Source organism: Gaiella sp. (assembly GCF_035558935.1).
Classification (GTDB): Bacteria; Actinomycetota; Thermoleophilia; order Gaiellales; family Gaiellaceae; genus Gaiella.
The window spans coordinates 1-12989 of record NZ_DATMBZ010000092.1; the positions used below are offsets into that span (position 1 = coordinate 1).

Here is a 12989-nt window from a genome sequence, read left to right on the forward strand (position 1 = left end):
ATGGGCGGTGCAGGACTCGAACCTGCGGCCACCTGCGTGTAAGGCAGGCGCTCTACCAGCTGAGCTAACCGCCCGGGCGGCCACGGATGGTAGCTCTGGCCGCCGGTATCCTCGCTCGGCCGCCCCCATCGACTAGCGGCCCAGGTCGCCACCCTTTCAAGGTGGTAGCGCGGGTTCGAATCCCGCTGGGGGCATCCGGCACCTAGTGCCCATGCGGAGTGCCTGCAACCCGTCAGGACAGGCACTTCGGGAACCCTCAGACGTCGCGGGATGTGCCCACATCGGTGCCCCATGGCTCTGGACGGTCGATCCCGTCAATCAAGGCAACGCCGCCCCGTAGACTCGCCCCGTGCCCGAGCCTTGGTCGCCGAGTTTCAGCCAGATGCCCCAAACGACGGGAGGTCGTACTGGATGAAGGTCTTCAACCTCTACAACGACGAGTTGGATAACTCGAACGAACGGGATGGCTGGACCTTCAGGGCAGCGAAGGTCGGTGAGCACATCGGCGGTGAATTGATCGGCGCAGGACTGTACGAGGCAGAACCTGGTAACAAGGTCTGGCCCTATCACACACATCACGCCAATGAGGAGTGGCTCCTCGTCGTTCGCGGCCAGCCCACGCTCCGCACGCCCGAAGGGGAGCGCCAGCTTGACGAGGGGGACGTTGTCTGCTTCCCGCGGGGCAAGGCGGGAGCGCATCAGGTCTGGAACGGAAGCGACTCCACGATTCGTGTGCTCATGCTCTCGACAATCGTCGCCCCGGACATCGTCGAGTTCCTCGATACGGGGAAGGTGAGCGCACGCAGCGTGGCGGGTGAACCAATCATGTTCGGCCGTCCGGGCCCGGAGCTGGGCTACTGGGAAGGCGAGGAGTAGCCGGACGGGGTCTACGAACTAGCTCTCGCTCTTCCCCTCGTCTTCGGCGTAGGCAACAATGGAGGGCGATGTATGGGCGACCGAAGCCCACGCCTCCCGCTCGTGTCCCTCCGGGCGCCGCGGTGACGGCCGCCGAGTTCGCTGACCTGCCGTTCGGCGGTCATGTCGGAGAGTGGCTTTCGGGCGGGCATGCGGCAGCCGCGCCGCCCCCGCCGCAGCCGCTCGTCATCGAACCGCCTCCGTGGGCGGGGCAGGAGGGCGACGCCTCCCTCGGGCCGGGACCCGCGCCGGACCCCGGACCGCCGCTCGATGCGTTCTCGGCGCTGAAGGCCGACGAACCGTTCGAGCCGCCGCCGCTCTCGCTGGAGCCGCCGGTCGTCCTCGAACCTCTTCAGCGCCCCGCGCTACGGCTCGGCGCGATCGAGGGCGCGAAGGTCGTCGACCTCGACGAACACCGCCGTGCGGCCCGCAGCGGGGCCGGTGCCCACATCGGTGCCCCATCGCGGCGGCCAAACTGGGCGTGATTCCCCGTTTTGCAGGGCGTTCGCGAGAGTGTTCGAATCCCCTGGGGGCATCACGTGTGAGGAGCCATGCGGATCCTCACGGAACCGGGAGCGTCTCCCCTGACGTTCGCCAGGTCGCCGCGGGCTAGCGACGGAGATAGACCGCGAGTGGTTCGCCGTGTCGTTGTGGCTTGCTGGTCGGCTCGCCTTCCGCCTCGACGATCGGCCTGACTCGCTCCAGATAGAAGTCGGCGATCGCCTTCGGCGTCTCCCAGAGGTTGACCCCTTTCACCTGGCCCTCACCCGAGTCCCACACGATCGTGGCGACCAGAGCCTCCGGCGGATCGGTCGCGTAGCGCAGGCGTTCGTGCCAGCGCTCCCACTCCTCGCGTGGTAGAGCGATCGTCTCGACGAACATGCCGTGATGCTACGCCTGAGATGAGAGTCGCGGGCACCGTCGTCACGCTCGACGAGCTCGGCTGACCAGAGCTTCCGGTCGCGACTCCCGTCGCCGACTACCGGTCGGATGTCACGCGCTCACGCCGCTCGTCCTCCATGCGCTGGATCCGCATGCCCTCACGCCCCGTCCGCGTGAAGAAGAAGACGCCGAGCGCGAAGCAGAGCCAGAGGATGCCGATCCCCACCAGCAGCGCCGCGATTCCGATCATCGTCTCCACAGCTCGAGGATACGCGATCGGCCCGAGGATCCCTCGAATCGGCGATCCTGCGCGCCGCCGCACGCGCCGACGCACGCCAGAACGGCACGGCCCGTGGCTCGGGCCGTCATCGGATCAGGGGAGCTAGATGACTGCGGTACAGGGCGATGTCGCCTGGGGCGCAACGGTCGAGGAGTTGCGCGTCGGCGAGGAGAAACAGGACTGGACGGTGGAGCTCCGAAGCGAGTCGCTTCGCTCGCTTGCCGTCGATGCGGCGCTCGCCCGCTTCGCCAGCGACGCGTCGCGACTGGGAGCGACCGAGGCATGCTCCCTGACGCTCGGGCGCTTCGCGATGCGACTGACCATCAACGCCGGCAAGGCGGAGGAAGCGGCGGACGAGGCCACCGAGCTGTTCAGGCGGATTCTCGAGACAGCCGTCTGGCCTCGCGCGCTTCCGACGCCATTCGTGCCGTGCGAGGTCGCCGTCCACCCTGCCGACGACTGGTCGCCGGCCCCCTGAGAACCGAGCGCTCCGCGCTCGGAGCCGGACGCCGGGCCTACGACCGGACGAGCACGGTGTTTCCGGACGGATCGGCCGCGAGCACGCCGCCGTCCACCCGCTCGGCGTCCGTCACGCGGCCCAACCGCTCGGCGGCGGTGTCGACGTCGGCGGCGTTCGGCAGCACTACCTCGAACCGGTCGAGGCCCCGCGCGCCGGGCGGAGGAGAGGGCGCGCCGACCCCGGCCCAGGTGTTGAGCCCGACGTGGTGGTGGTAGCCGCCCGCGGAGGTGAAGAGTGCCCCGGGGTAGCCGCGCGCGGTGACGTCGAGGCCGAGCGCGTCGACCCAGAACGCCTCCGCCGGGTCGAGGTCGGCGACCTGCAGGTGGACGTGCCCGAGCGTCGTCCCCTCCGGCATCGTCGCGTCGGCGTCCTCCCCGCCCGGCTCCGCGAGCAGGTCGTCGAGGTCGAGCGGAAGCGTGGCCATCTCGACCGAGTCGCCGGAGAGCGGCCACTCGTCCCGGGGGCGGTCGCGGTAGAGCTCGATGCCGTTCCCTTCCGGGTCCGAGAGGTAGAGCGCCTCGGAGACCAGGTGGTCGGAAGCCCCGCTCAGGCGCCCACCGGAGCCGGCGACGCGTCGCAGCGTGCGCGCGAGGTCGGCGCGCGTCGGGACGAGAAGCGCGAGATGGAAGAGGCCGGTCGTACGGGGAGGCCTCGCGGGCGCCTCCGGGTCGCCGACCAGCTCGACGAGTGGCGCGCCGTTCACGCCGAGCGAGGTGACACCGTCCGCCGTCCCGAGCACGGGCAGGCCGATCGTCGTCTCGTAGAACTCGCGGAGACGCTCGACGTCGCCGGCGCGTAGCCGGATAGCGCCGAGCCGCGCCTCTGCGGGCAGCTCACCCATCGCTCGTGGGCTCGAGCTCGAGGGCGCACGAGTTGATGCAGAAGCGCTTGCCGGTCGGCTGCGGCCCGTCATCGAAGACGTGTCCGAGGTGGCCCCCGCACGTCGCGCAGACGACTTCCTCGCGCACCATCCCGTGGCTCCTATCGAGCCGGACCTCGACGGCGTCGAGCTCGGCCGGCTCGACGAAGCTCGGCCAGCCCGAGCCGGAATGGAACTTCGCCTCCGAGCGGAAGAGCTCCGCTCCACACCCGGCGCAGCGGTACACGCCGGGGTCCTCGGTGTCCGTGTACGTCCCCGTGAACGGACGCTCGGTCGCCTGCTGCCGCAGCACGGCGTACTGCTCGGGCGTCAGCCGCTCACGCCACTCCTGCTCGCTCAGCTCGATCTTGCCGGACACCGCTCAGATCACCACCAGTGACACGGCGACGAACTGCGTCACCGCGGCGGCCACGACGAGCAGATGGAACACCTCGTGGAACCCGAGAATGTGCGGGAACGGATCGGGCCACTGCGTCGCGTAGATGACAGCCCCGAGAGAGTAGAGCCCGCCGCCGACCATGACGAGCACCGCTCCGGCGACGCCGATCCCCGAGAACAGCTGCGGTGCGGCGAGCACGCCGACCCAGCCGACCGCGAGGTACGCGACGGCGCTGAGCCAGCGCGGAGAATCGATCCAGACGAGCTCGAGCGCGAGCCCCAGCGCCGCGCCCGCCCACGCGGCGACGAGCACGAGCCACCGCGTCGTGCCCTCGAAGCACAGGAGCGCGAACGGCGTGTACGTCCCGGCGATGAAGACGAAGATCATGGAGTGGTCGAGCCGCCGCGCCCAGAGGCGCCGCGCCGTGCTCTTCCACGGGAACCGGTGGTAGAGCGCGCTCGCACCGAACATGGCCGCGAGCGCGACTGCGTAGACCCAGGAGGAGAAGGTTGCGAGGGCGCCGTCCGCGAGCACGACGAGCATCGCGCCGGCCGCGACCGCGGCGAAGAACGCCCACTTGTGGAAGACCCCGCGGAGCAGCGGCCTGACCTCGTCCATGCGTCGCATTCTCGCACGCCGAGTGTGAGAACCCTGTTATCGCGCGTCGGCGGAGTGGGCTATCCCGTCCTCGAGCAGCGCGCGGATCTCGGTGTCGGCGAACCCCCACTCGGCGAGCGCGCTCTCGGTGTCGGCGCCGGGCGCGGAGGTCGGGCCCGGTTGTGCCGCAGGAGTCCGTCCGAACCGCGGCGCCGGCATCGGGAGCATCCCGCGATCGTCCTCGTAGAAGCTCGCCCGCGCGCGGCTCTGTGGGTGCAGCGGCGCCTCGTCGAGGTCGAGCACCGGCGCGACGCAGGTCTCCGACCCCGCGAAGAGCGCCTCCCACTCGTCTCGCGTCCGGGTCGCGAACGTCTCTTCGAGCGCTGCCCGGATCGCGGGCCAGCGCTCGGGATCCATGTGGTCCGCGAGCTCGGGGCGCTCGAGGTCGAGCAGACGCATCAGCTCCGCGTAGAAGCTCGGCTCGAGGCAGCCGACCGAGACCGCGCCGCCGTCCGACGTGGCATAGACGTCGTAGAACGGCGCGCCGCCGTCGAGGAGATTCGTCCCGCGCTCGGTCGACCAGGCGCCGGCGTTCCGGGCGCCATAGATCATCGTCATCAGAAGCGCCGACCCATCCGTCATGGCCGCATCGACCACCTGGCCACGGCCGGAGCTTCGTGCTTCGAGGACGGCACTGACGACGCCGAGGGCGAGCAGCATCCCACCGCCGCCGAAGTCCCCGACCAGGTTGAGCGGCGGCACCGGCAGCTGCCCGGCCCGCCCGATCGCGCCGAGCGCGCCCGAGAGCGAGACGTAGTTCAGGTCGTGCCCGGGCTGCTGAGCCAGCGGCCCTTCCTGGCCCCAGCCGGTCATACGCGCGTAGACGAGACGCTCGTTGCGGCCGAGGCAGGCGTCCGGCCCGAGCCCGAGACGCTCCATCACGCCCGGGCGGAACCCCTCGAGCAGCGCGTCGGCTCGCTCGACCAGCCGGAGCACCACCTCCGCCGCGCCTTCGTGCTTCAGGTCGAGCGCCACCGACCGCCGACCGCGCCCGAGGGCCTCGGTGAACGCTTCCAGGCCGCTCGCCTCGGGCCGATCGATGCGCAGCACGTCGGCGCCGAGATCGGCGAGCAACATGGCCCCGAACGGCACGGGGGCCAGCCCTGCGAGCTCGACGACGCGTAGGTCGCGCAGCGGTCCATGCCGTTCGCCGCTCACGGCGGAGATCATGAATGAGATCCTCGGGGTGTCGGAGCTCGAACCAGGAGGTGGCGATGAACGTCGACGGGGTGACCGCGGTCGTGACGGGCGGCGCGTCGGGACTCGGCGCGGCGACGGCGCGGGCGTTGCGAGAGAAGGGCGCCGACGTCTTCGTCCTCGACCTACCCGGCGCGCGCGAGCGGGTCGACGAGGCTCTGGCGACCTTCCTGGAGTGCGACGTGACGCAGCCCGACCAGGTCGACGCGGCAGTCGCGCGGGCAGCCGAGGGCGGCAACCTCCGCGTGTGCGTCAACTGCGCCGGCGTGGGCATCGCCGAGCGCACGATCGGTCGCGACGGGTCGCCCGCCGCGCTCGACCCCTTCCGCACCACGATCGAGATCAACCTGATCGGCACCTTCGACGTGATCCGCCATGCCGCGGCGGCGATGTCGCGGTCCGAGCCGGTGGGCGAGGAGCGCGGCGTCATCGTCAATACCGCATCCGTCGCCGCGTTCGACGGCCAGATCGGGCAGGCCGCCTACTCGGCCTCGAAGGGCGGCATCGTCGGGATGACACTCCCGATTGCCCGTGACCTCGCGGTGTCACTGATCCGCTGCGTGACGATCGCACCCGGGCTCTTCGACACACCGCTCCTCGCGCTCCTCCCGGAGGAGGCGCGGCAGGCGCTCGGCGCCTCCGTACCCCATCCCGCGCGTCTCGGCCGTCCGGAGGAGTACGCAGCGCTCGTCGTCCACGCTGTCGAGAACCCGATGTTGAACGGCGAGGTGATCAGGCTCGACGGCGCGATCCGGATGGCGCCGAAGTAGACCCGGCCTCGGCCCGTAGGATCGAAGCGTGTTCGACCACGCCGAGCGACGGCGACGACTCTTCGAGGTGATGCGAGCGGAGGGAGTCGACCTGCTCTTCGTCGGCCTCTCGTCGGATCTGGAGTACCTCTCCGGCGTCGAGCGCGGAATTCCGTTCTTCGGACAGAGCTCCTACCCGCACGGCTGGGTCGCAGGCGGGTTCTTCCGGCCCGACGCGGACCCGGTCTTCGTGCTGCCTCGCATGGTCGTCGTCTTCGACCTGCCTGTGCGACCCGAGGGGGACATCGTGGTCGTGGACGAGGCGGACGACGGCAGCGCGATCTTCGAGCGCGTCGCGCGCGGGCTCGGCGCGCGGGGAACCGTCGCCGTCGGCGACCGCGTCTGGGCCGAGACGACGCTCGAGCTGGGGCGCATCTTCGGTCTCGACCGGCTGCAGACCGGCTCGTCGCTCGTGAACCGGCTGCGCCGGGTGAAGACGGCGGACGAGCTCGAGGCGATGAGACGCGCGTGCAGAACGGTCGAGCACGCGATGGCTGCGGTCGCACCGCAGGTACAGCCCGGAGTCTCCATGGCCGAGCTGCGAGAGGAGGTCGAGGCGCAGTTGCGCGTCGCCGGCTCGCTGACGCCGTCGTTCGCGACACACATCTTCACCGGCATGGACCCCGACAGCCTCGACTCCGGGGCGCCAACGGCGCGCGACCCGCTGTCGGACGGGACGCCCGTGCTGTTCGACTTCGGCGGCGTCGTGGACGGGTACTGCTCCGACTTCGGCCGCACGATCGTCGCGGGCGAGCCACCCGACGGGTTCGTCGCGGCGTACGAGGCGATGCTCGCGGCGTTCGAGGCGGGTCGCACGGCGTGCCGGCCCGGCGCGCTCGCGCGTGAGGTGAACGCAGCGTGCCGCGAGCCGATCGAGGCGTCGGGGCTCGGCGAGCATTTCCGCCATCGGATGGGCCACGGCATCGGGCTCGACGTCCACGAGCGGCCGTTCCTCTCACCCGAGGACGAGACGCCACTGGAGGCGGGAATGACCTTCACCGACGAGCCGTCGATCGTCGTCCACGGCTCGTTCGGGCTGCGGATCGAGAACGTCGTCGTCTGCGCCGAGGGCGGCGCGCGGGTGCTGAACGAGTACCCCAACGATCTCGTCACGAACGGCTGAGCGGTGGGCCCGGCCGCGACCGGGCCCACGCGCTCGGCGATCAGTCCAGAGCGAACAGCAGGAACTGCGTGAACTGCGTCGCGGCGAAGTTGTCGTCGCTGACGAGGATCAGCGACCGCCGGCCGTCGGGGAGCGTAGGGCCGATTGCCATCCCCTCGATGTTGTCGAGCGGGAGCCCGAGCGTCCGGAGGTCGAGCAGGAGCGACTTCTGCACGGGTCGCACGCTTCCGAGCACCGGAGCGAGGCTGTCGAGCCCGTCGACGTCGTCGGCACCGGGGAATGCGACGGAGTACAGCTTGACGGTGTTCCCCGTCCCGGGCGCACCGACGGAGAACGAGCGCTCCATCGAGAGCATGAACTGATCGTTGAACGGCAGCAGCTCCACGAGCCCGTTGACCGCGAACGCGGTTCCGGGGACGGGAGGCTCCGCGATCGGATCGGTGTCGTACACGTACTGGGCGTCGAGCCTCCCGCTTGCGAGGTTGTAGCGGAGGATGCGCGCCGGGCTGCCGCCGGCGAGGCTTGCCGCCGGCCCGTCCTGCGCGAGGGCTCCCTCCATCCCGACGAACAGATGCCGGCCGTTCGGCGCGACGGCCGCGGCCTCGAACGCGAGATTCTGCCGAACCCCGTGGGTGACGCTCGTCGGCAGGAACGCGTCGGGCACCGGCAGGTCGCCGAGGTACGAGCCGTCGACGGTGTACCGGCGCACGAACGGCGCGATCCCGCGGGTAGCGATGCCCTCCGAGGTCACGATCAGCTCGCCGCTCTTCGCCAGCGTCAGCCCCTCCGGGTCGAAGCTCGAAGGCGGGTAGGGCTGACCACCGGGTGCGAGCAGCGTCGTCACGCCGCGGAACTGGACATCGCCGTTGTCGAGACGCCCGTCCGAGACATCCACCGTCAGCGTGTAGAAGCGCGCCGGCTGGAGCACGCTCTGGTCGTCCGACAGGCTGTAGAAGACGCCGCGCGCCGAGTCGTAGGTGATGCTCGAGAGCCCGCCGACCGTCGTGCCGGCGAACATCGTCCCCGACGGGACGATCGCCTGGCCCAGGAACTCGAGCTGCGGCGGCTTCGCGCCGTTGCCCGCGTCGGCGAGCCCGGCTCCGACCGCGACCGCCGCAATCACGGCGACGACGGCGACCCATCGCTTTCCCATGCTCATCGCACCCTCCTTTGCCCTTCGGCGGGAACAGGTGCCGCAGCAGCGGGACCGTATCGCGTCCTGCAACCCGTCGCTGTCCGCGGCGTTCCCCAGGCGTGTCTCCGCGCGAGGTGAACCACAAACACGGCCAGGGCTTTCGCCGAAGCCGGCTGATGCCTGTGGGCTCGCGCGTGCCCGCCGGGAAGGTGCCTAGCATTGCGTACGTGGACGAGACACGCCCCCGTGGTGTTCAGGGCTCGTCGAGGAGCGCGGTCGGGCCGTTCGAGCAGCCACTCGACGACTGGCTCGGCGAGGTCTCGGACGAGGACTGGAGCGAGGACGCGCCGGAGCGCGTCGCGCGGCAACGGGCCGCCGCACAGGAGGAGCTCCCCGGCCCCGAGGACGACCTCCGGCGCGCCCCCACGGACGAGCGGAGCGCGACCCGATCCGTTGCCACTGCCGACGCCCGTCGGGCAGTCATCGAGCGGCGACGCCTCGTCGCCGTGATCGTGGTCGCGACGGCAATCGCCCTCGCCGTCGCGATCCCGGTGCTGCTCCTGCGCGGCGGAGATCAGACGGCGCTGACGCCGGCCCCCGAGACCAACACGACGACCACCATCACCACGACGCCCACGACGGAGACCGGCGCCTCCTCGCCGCCTGCCACGACGTCGCCGAGCACCTCGACGACGCCGCAGACGACCGCTCCGTCGACCGGCGGCACGCCGGCCTTCGCGCTCCCCGAGGGCACGAAGCTCCAGCTCGGCGAGAACGATCCCGCCGTCGTCCGAGAGCTCCAGCGGGCCCTGTCCAGGGCGGGGTTCGACCCCGGTTCGGCCGACGGCACCTTCGGTCCTCTGACCGAGGCGGCTGTCGTCGCGTTCCAGCAGGCGAACGGTCTCTCCGTCGACGGCAGGGTCGGCCCCGAGACCGCGGCCGCACTCAACAGCGCCCTCGAGAGCGGCTGAGCCTCTCGGGGACGGCCGACGCCTACTGCTCTGGCGCCCGCACGCCGAGGGGCGTACCCTGATCCGATGATCAGCTGGCTTGCCGCGCTCGCCGCGGCGACGTTGGCTGCGGCATCGATCGGTGCGTCTTCGGCACAGGGCGCGCCTGGAGGCGTGCGTATCGACGTCCTCTCGGTGACCCCGAGCCCGCCGCGGGCGGGGCGGCCTTTCGCACTCGTGGCGCGAGTGGAGTTCGCTCCGGCTCCCGGGTCGATTCGCTGCAGCGTCTGGGTCGGCGGCATGCGGTTCAGAAGCATCCGGCTCACGTGGGAGAGCTCGATCGCCCGCTGCTATTTCCGCGTGCCGGCCGGTTCACGAGGCAAGCGCCTCACCGTTGGGCTCGCCGCGACCCTCGACGGTTCCGTCACGCGCACGGCGCTGACAGTCCGAGTTTCCTGAGCGAGCCGCGAACGGGCCGTGCTGGGATCGAACCAGCGACCTGGGGCCTTTGTGCGCGTGACGATGCTCGACGCGCGTGGCCCCGTCCCCCGTCGCGGAGTTTGCGGACCGGAGCGAGGGGAACAAAGGGGGACCCGACCTGACGAGAGTGGCGAGGGAGAGACGAGTCCCCCGGCCCTCCTTCGAGGCAGTGATGGAACCGTTCGAACAGAGTCTTCCGGCGAACCCGGCGGTTCTCCAGGGCTTCCGCCAGTCCCTGAGCAATTGGCTCGGCGGTGCCGAAATCGGACAAGTGGCCCAAGACGCCCTTGTCCTCGCGGCTCACGAAGCAGTCGCGAACGGCATCGAGCATGGCTCTGGGTCGCCGGTGCGGGTTCAAGGAACCGTGGAGAACGGCGATCTGGTCGTTGAGATCACCACGAACGGATCGTGGGGGTCGACCAGCGAGAGTGAGGACACACTCGCGGAGCGAGGCCGAGGTGTCGCGCTGATGCGGGGTTTGACCGAGCTGCAGCTACGTGTGGACGACGATTGCGTGGTCATCCGCTTGCGACCGCCTCAGCCGTGAGGCCACTCGCGCGTACCTCGCAGCTGCTGGATCGTGGCGCTTGGCTCGGGTCGGCGCTCGACCGCGACGGAGCCGCCTCCCAAGTTCCCCCGCGTGATTGCATCGCCGCGGTGGCGGCGCAAAGGCCGCGATCACGTCGCTCGACCACCACGGCGCTCGATCCTAGACCTTAGGTCAGTCCCAACCCGAGCAGCCCCAGCGATTCTCCGGTTGGGGAAGTGCAACGAGCGCCTGATGAGAGTTTCGCGGCGACGCGTTCGGCGTCCAGGCGGCGACAAAAGAAGGGGGAAGAGGATGGGTTCATCATCGACACCGAAGCGGGTTCAGAGACGAGGGCGGCTCAGTCTTTTACTAGGGGCTGTCTTCGCGGCGATGACAGTCGCTGCTGTTGCCTATTCAGCCGACATCCAAACGGACGCGGTTCTTTCGACCAATCTCGCGGCTCCTAGTCAGGTAGCCATTGGAAGCAACGGCTTCGTGATCAAGGTTTGGGCGACGGGGAACATCAACAACGCGAACGCAACAGGGCAGGCCAAGGTCGTCACCAAGTATTTCATGGCAACCAACGGGTCGATCACGCCCTCAGCGAACGCGGCGGATCAAACCACTCTTCAGTTCACGACAGGGGTCAATTACAGCCAGAGTCCTCCGTGTGGTGCGACGCTGGCCACGTCGATCCAGGGTTGTCCGAACAACCCGTTCGTCGTCAACGCGACCCTGGTCGTGGCGTCCGGCACCGCCGACAACACGACTGGGACTTTGACGGTTGCAACGATTGGCAGCATCGCTCTGAACGCAGACGGTAGTCCGGACACCGGGATCGTCCAGGTTGACGCACCAGTGACGAATACCGCGCCAACGGTTTCCGTCACTGGCGTAACGCAGGGGGGCACATACGAGATCGGCTCCGTGCCCGTTGCTGGCTGCTCGATCCTCGACGCCGAGGACGGAAATTCCACAGCAGCCGCCTCGCTCGGCCCGATCAGCGGCGCAAACAGTGCTCATGGCCTCGGCTCGCAGACCGCAAGCTGTTCGTACACCGACGGTGGCGGGATCACACGGTCGGCGTCTGCCACCTACTCCATCGTTGACACCGTCTCCCCGGCGATCATCTTGTTCAGCCGCACACCGTCCGCGAACAGCTTCGGCTGGAACAACAGCTCCGTGACGCTCGTGTGGAACTGCTCGGACTCCGGATCGGGCACCGTCGCGGCGACGATCACCAAGACCGTCTCGACTGAGGGCCAGAACCAGTCGGAGTCTGCGCACTGCACCGACCACGCGGGCAACACGTCGGCCACAAACACGGTGACCGAGATCAGCATCGACACGACGGCTCCCACCGCACCGACCGTGGCCCTCAGCCCAGCTGCCAACGCGCTGGGATGGAACAATGTGGCGGTCACAGCGACCTTCGTCTGGAGCGGCGACGCCGGTGCCGCTGCGGCGCAGAGCGGCGAGGGAAGCTGCACCACGCCGACGGTCGTCTCGGACGAGAGCTCGACCGGTGCGGGCACCGCGATCAGCGGTACGTGCACCGACAAAGCCGGGAACACAAGCGACTCCACGACGGTGGCCGTCAAGCTCGACCTGACCAAGCCGACTATCACGGCAGATAGCGGCACCTACCTGTCCGGAAGCTGGACGAACCAAACCGTGACCGTGACGTTCAATTGCTTTGACGCGCTCTCAGGCCTTCTCGGCACATGCCCGGCCACGGTTGTAGTCAGCAGCAACACGGCTCTGGCAGGACAGAACGTTTCGGCAAGCGTCTCCGACAACGCCGGAAACACGCAGGAGAGCAACACCATCAATGTCAAGGTGGACAAGACAAAGCCGACGATCAGCGGATCAGCGAGTCCAATCGTCCCGGACGGTTCGAACGGCTGGTACAAGACCGCGCCGACAGTCACCTTCAACTGCGGTGACGCCCTGTCGGGGATCGCAAGTTGCGTCGTGGACGGAAGCTCACCTGCGAGCAGCAGCGTCACGCTCAACGAGAGTGACACCGCTCAGGCAGTAGCTGGCACCGCTACCGACAACGCCGGGAACGGCGAGATCGCCTCTGTCACCGGACTCAAGGTCGATCTGTCCGACCCCGCTGTCCCGACATGGGGTAACGGCGGAATCAGTGACGGGGGAAACTACTACTTCGGCTCTGTTCCAGCTGCCCCGGCGTGCACATCCTCAGATGCGATCTCGGGCCTGCGCGACTGCCTCGTAACTGGGCGTCTG

16 protein-coding genes and 2 tRNA genes are annotated in these 12989 nt (G+C 69.3%); 10 read left to right on the top strand and 8 right to left on the bottom strand.

Annotated features, from left to right (window positions below; translation table 11 throughout):
* Position 1: 1 nt before the first annotated feature.
* A tRNA-Val gene (locus tag VNM44_RS08825) sits at positions 2 to 74 on the bottom strand.
* A gap of 47 nt (positions 75 to 121) precedes the next feature.
* Here VNM44_RS08825 and VNM44_RS08830 point away from each other — a divergent pair.
* The 3 genes from VNM44_RS08830 (at position 122) to VNM44_RS08840 (ending at position 1400) form a co-directional block, all read left to right on the top strand.
* Positions 122 to 194: transfer RNA gene (locus VNM44_RS08830), tRNA-Glu, on the top strand.
* A gap of 217 nt (positions 195 to 411) precedes the next feature.
* Positions 412 to 876, top strand: a complete 465-nt coding sequence (locus VNM44_RS08835; RefSeq protein WP_325625182.1) for a cupin domain-containing protein — start codon at positions 412 to 414, stop codon at positions 874 to 876.
* A 122-nt stretch (positions 877 to 998) separates the two neighbouring features.
* On the top strand, positions 999 to 1400 hold the full coding sequence (locus VNM44_RS08840; protein ID WP_325625189.1) for a hypothetical protein: 402 nt from the start codon (positions 999 to 1001) through the stop codon (positions 1398 to 1400).
* A 124-nt stretch (positions 1401 to 1524) separates the two neighbouring features.
* Here VNM44_RS08840 and VNM44_RS08845 read toward each other — a convergent pair whose 3' ends face one another.
* Both VNM44_RS08845 and VNM44_RS08850 read right to left on the bottom strand, forming a co-directional pair.
* Positions 1525 to 1797 (bottom strand): hypothetical protein, encoded by a 273-nt coding sequence (locus VNM44_RS08845; protein WP_325625193.1) that lies wholly within the window; start codon positions 1795 to 1797, stop codon positions 1525 to 1527.
* Between the two features lie 97 nt (positions 1798 to 1894).
* Positions 1895 to 2056, bottom strand: a complete 162-nt coding sequence (locus VNM44_RS08850) for a hypothetical protein (RefSeq protein ID WP_325625198.1) — start codon at positions 2054 to 2056, stop codon at positions 1895 to 1897.
* Between the two features lie 127 nt (positions 2057 to 2183).
* Between VNM44_RS08850 and VNM44_RS08855 the strand changes: the two genes are divergently transcribed.
* Complete coding sequence (locus VNM44_RS08855) at positions 2184 to 2555, top strand: hypothetical protein (RefSeq protein WP_325625201.1); 372 nt, start codon at positions 2184 to 2186, stop codon at positions 2553 to 2555.
* A 37-nt stretch (positions 2556 to 2592) separates the two neighbouring features.
* Here VNM44_RS08855 and VNM44_RS08860 read toward each other — a convergent pair whose 3' ends face one another.
* Genes VNM44_RS08860 through VNM44_RS08875 form a run of 4 tightly spaced genes read right to left on the bottom strand, consistent with a single transcriptional unit; the run spans position 2593 to position 5683 of the window.
* Positions 2593 to 3438 (bottom strand): VOC family protein, encoded by an 846-nt coding sequence (locus VNM44_RS08860; protein WP_325625203.1) that lies wholly within the window; start codon positions 3436 to 3438, stop codon positions 2593 to 2595.
* A complete protein-coding gene (gene msrB, locus VNM44_RS08865) occupies positions 3431 to 3835 on the bottom strand; it encodes a peptide-methionine (R)-S-oxide reductase MsrB (protein ID WP_325625205.1) in 405 nt (134 codons plus the stop codon). The genes VNM44_RS08860 and msrB overlap by 8 nt, the downstream gene beginning before the upstream one ends.
* Before the next feature lie 3 nt (positions 3836 to 3838).
* Positions 3839 to 4474, bottom strand: coding sequence for a PAQR family membrane homeostasis protein TrhA (trhA, locus tag VNM44_RS08870; protein ID WP_325625208.1), 636 nt, complete (start codon positions 4472 to 4474; stop codon positions 3839 to 3841).
* Between the two features lie 36 nt (positions 4475 to 4510).
* Positions 4511 to 5683, bottom strand: a complete 1173-nt coding sequence (locus VNM44_RS08875) for a CaiB/BaiF CoA-transferase family protein (protein WP_325625210.1) — start codon at positions 5681 to 5683, stop codon at positions 4511 to 4513.
* Positions 5684 to 5727: 44 nt separating this feature from the next.
* On the opposite strand from VNM44_RS08875, the gene VNM44_RS08880 reads away from it, so the two are divergent.
* The gene (locus VNM44_RS08880) at positions 5728 to 6480 is read left to right on the top strand and encodes an SDR family NAD(P)-dependent oxidoreductase (protein ID WP_325625212.1); all 753 of its coding nucleotides are present in this window, start codon (positions 5728 to 5730) and stop codon (positions 6478 to 6480) included.
* A 28-nt stretch (positions 6481 to 6508) separates the two neighbouring features.
* On the top strand, positions 6509 to 7642 hold the full coding sequence (locus VNM44_RS08885; protein ID WP_325625215.1) for a Xaa-Pro peptidase family protein: 1134 nt from the start codon (positions 6509 to 6511) through the stop codon (positions 7640 to 7642).
* A 40-nt stretch (positions 7643 to 7682) separates the two neighbouring features.
* Here the strand turns inward: VNM44_RS08885 and VNM44_RS08890 are convergent, their stop codons facing one another.
* Positions 7683 to 8801, bottom strand: a complete 1119-nt coding sequence (locus tag VNM44_RS08890; RefSeq protein ID WP_325625219.1) for an esterase-like activity of phytase family protein — start codon at positions 8799 to 8801, stop codon at positions 7683 to 7685.
* 203 nt (positions 8802 to 9004) lie between these two features.
* On the opposite strand from VNM44_RS08890, the gene VNM44_RS08895 reads away from it, so the two are divergent.
* The 4 genes from VNM44_RS08895 to VNM44_RS08910 all read left to right on the top strand — a co-directional run.
* On the top strand, positions 9005 to 9748 hold the full coding sequence (locus VNM44_RS08895; protein WP_325625221.1) for a peptidoglycan-binding domain-containing protein: 744 nt from the start codon (positions 9005 to 9007) through the stop codon (positions 9746 to 9748).
* 66 nt (positions 9749 to 9814) lie between these two features.
* Positions 9815 to 10186 carry a hypothetical protein gene (locus VNM44_RS08900; RefSeq protein ID WP_325625223.1) on the top strand — a complete coding sequence of 124 codons (372 nt, stop codon included), beginning with the start codon at positions 9815 to 9817 and terminating at the stop codon, positions 10184 to 10186.
* Between the two features lie 193 nt (positions 10187 to 10379).
* On the top strand, positions 10380 to 10754 hold the full coding sequence (locus tag VNM44_RS08905) for an ATP-binding protein (protein WP_325625226.1): 375 nt from the start codon (positions 10380 to 10382) through the stop codon (positions 10752 to 10754).
* 372 nt (positions 10755 to 11126) lie between these two features.
* On the top strand, positions 11127 to 12989 hold a 1863-nt coding region (locus tag VNM44_RS08910; RefSeq protein WP_325625229.1), incomplete at its 3' end, for a hypothetical protein.